General features: G+C 63.5%; 2 protein-coding genes. Both read right to left on the reverse strand.

The window, feature by feature from the left end:
- Window positions 1–1,797: hypothetical protein (locus tag ACXRVY_RS22595; RefSeq protein ID WP_458238285.1), on the reverse strand; the 1,797-nt coding region annotated here is incomplete at its 3' end.
- The coding region (locus tag ACXRVY_RS22600; RefSeq protein ID WP_458238286.1) for an oligosaccharide flippase family protein at window positions 1,794–2,919 on the reverse strand (1,126 nt) is incomplete at its 5' end. The genes ACXRVY_RS22595 and ACXRVY_RS22600, both read right to left, overlap by 4 nt.

Here is a 2,919-nt window from a genome sequence, read left to right on the forward strand (position 1 = left end):
TCCCAGGGGCAATGGACATTGCGCGCCGGCCAGGCTCACACGCTGCAAGCGCGAGCCTTTGTTGACGCCCAGCAGGCTGCGTTGGTGCCCGGCAGACATGGCCAGCACGTCAACCTCGAAGGCGTCGTTCTCCAGGCGCATGACATCGCTTAGCCAATGCTGGCGGATGAATTGCTGCGCCAGACCTACGGGCTTGAGCTCGAATTCATCCTTGCCGAGCACGCGGAACATGCCCTTGGGATACTCAGGTTCGTCGTCGGCCTGGAACCAGCCGAGCATGTCGAGCAAGCCGTCCTGGGAAGCATTGATGATGACCGAGGCCCACCATAACGAGGCGTAATGGGTGTCCTGATCGTAAGGGCTGAGGCTGGCCCCGCTGGACATGTTGGTCTGGTCCAGCAACAAGGCTTTGCGCGGTCGTCCCTGGGCGTCGAGCCCCACCAGCTCTGCCGCTTTGCGTACGCTATCGCGGTAGACACGGGTCGCCAGCAGGTCGCGGACCATCCATTCGTGCCACGCCAGCGCATCGATCTTGTCGCCGGACTCGGCCAGCAAGCGTCGGGCCCAGTCGATGCCGCGCTTGTCGGCGGCATTGTCGACGAGCGGGCCATTGACGAACCGGGAGCTGGCCGGCATGGCAATGCGGACGCCGGCTTTGGTGTTGTCCGGGTTGCTGCGCACTTGCCAGGCCATGCTCTTGAAGATGCGCTGGTAGGTGGCGTAGTCCGGGTAGTTGAGGTTCGGTTCGTCGGCAAAGCCGATGTAGTGCGTGCCCTTGCCGCCAAGTGCGCGTGTGGCGGCGAGCCAGGCGTCGAGGCCGGCGTTGCTGGTGGTGTCGGCGCGCAGGTTGGCCTGGCGCTGACGGCCGGCCAGCAGGGTGATGTCCTGAGTGATGCCGAAGCGATCCTGATACAGCCGACGGAACACGTCTTCGTAATGTGGTCGCGTCGCCATGATGTCGACCAGGCTGTAATAGGTTCCGGCCTGTGGTTGCAGGGCATCGAGCACGGCGAAACTGGAGTCCGGCAGTCGCGCATAGGGCAGGGCGATACCCAGGTTCGGGGTCTTGCCGAGCACGTCTTTGTACAGCGTCAGCCCGGTCTGGCCTTCGTCTTCGCGCAAGGGTTTGAGCTGTTGCGGGTTCTGGGCGAACAGGTTGGCCGTGCCGTCGAGCCAGAATGCGACCTTGCCGCTGCCGCGCAGGTGCAGGCGCCAGACTTGATCGGTGGTTGCAACGGGCAACTCGACTTTGTCGAACTGCCAATAGGCGGGGTAAGACTCGAGAGACAGTGAAAGCTGTTGGCCGTCGCTCACGCGCTGCGCTTGTAATGCGTCGACGCCGCCGTGGAATTTACCGGCCAGCACCGCGTGCTCACCGGCCGCGACCTTGAAATACAACTCGTCACCGTCCCGGGACTCGGCGCTGAAATGCACCTTGGCCGGGGCGAACAGTGCGACGGTGTGGTCGTCGTGCTCAACCGTATAACGGCGGAAGCTGTAGCCGGGAATTTCCAGTCGATAACTGGCGGCGCCCGGCGCCAGGTCCCAGCGTTGGCTACCGTGGGGCTCATTGGCGGCAATCAGTCGTTCGCTCTGGAGTTTACCCTGGCCGTCGAGCAAGTAGAGGTGTTCTTCGTTGGCTTCAGTCTGCCACACCGGGGCCCAGAGCACGGTCAGGGTGTCGGGGCGGTCCGTTTGCAGGTACAGGCTGCCGTCGCGGATATCGGCCCAACGCATGGGCGCCGCTTCGGCGCTCAGCCCGAGGCCAAGACTCACCAGCAATAACAGGTGTTTCATGCCGACTTCCGTTGCAGCATCAGCAGCATCGGCGCGATGTCGCCGGGCAGGACGATGAGCGTTTGCCAGGCCGGCACGTGGCTCAACCGGCAATACACCACCAACAGCGCCACGGTCACGGCCAGGTACGCGATAGAGGACGCCGCTGCTGCGCCGACGATGCCGTAGGTCGGGATCAGCAGCACATTGARCGTCAGGTTGAGCAGGGCGCTAAGGCCCATCAACAACGAAATCGTGCCGGGCCGGTTTTTGCCCAGCAGGTCCAGGCGCAGAATGCTCATGTAGCACAGACCGAACAGGCCTGGCAGCAGCGCCAGCAACGCAGGAAACGCAGGCTGATAGGCCTCGCCAAACAGCGTCACGATCAACCATTCACCGACCACTGCCATGCTCAGGCAAGCGCCGAGCATCACCGTAGCGGTCAAGCGCAAGGCCAGCGGCGTGACTTTTTCGATGCCTTCTTCCTGTTGCAGCAGGCGCTTCATCAGCGGCGTGGTCACCGCTTCCGGAACGATCAGCAGCAACTCGGCGGCCGCGCTCGCCATGGCGTAGTGACCCAGCGCCGTGGTGCCGAGCAGAGCGCCGATGAACAGATAGTCGGAGCGCAGAATCACTTGCTGGAACAGCAGGTCCGGATGGCTGCGGGCGCTGTAGCGCAGCAGTTCGTTCTGACTGGCGCGGTCCCATTGCAGGCTCAGCGGATGCCCGCGCTTGAGCCACACCCACCCGGCCAGCACCACCAGGCTGATCCCCGCCAGCCAACTGATCAGTGCCGCTTCCAGGGCTGCGCTTTTCCACATCCAGAACAGGGCAAGGAACACCAGCAGCGGCGCCAGCGACTCGATCAGACGCAAGGCATTGAAGGCAACCACGCCGCCCGAGGCGTTGTGCAAAGTCAGCAAGCCGCTTTTGAGCACGGTCAGCGGCACCGCCAGCAGCAACAGCCAGGCGAGCAGGCCCAATTGCAGGGTGATGTCCAGTTCTGTGCCGAACTCGCGGGTCAGCGCCACCACCAGCAAGGTCAGCAACGCCGCCAGCAGACAACCGAACAGCAGCACCTGGCTGAGCAGCAAGCCCATCGGTCGTTGCTTGGCCGCCTGATAGCCCACCGCTGAATTCAAG

The organism is Pseudomonas sp. P5_A2_2, from assembly GCF_054177685.1.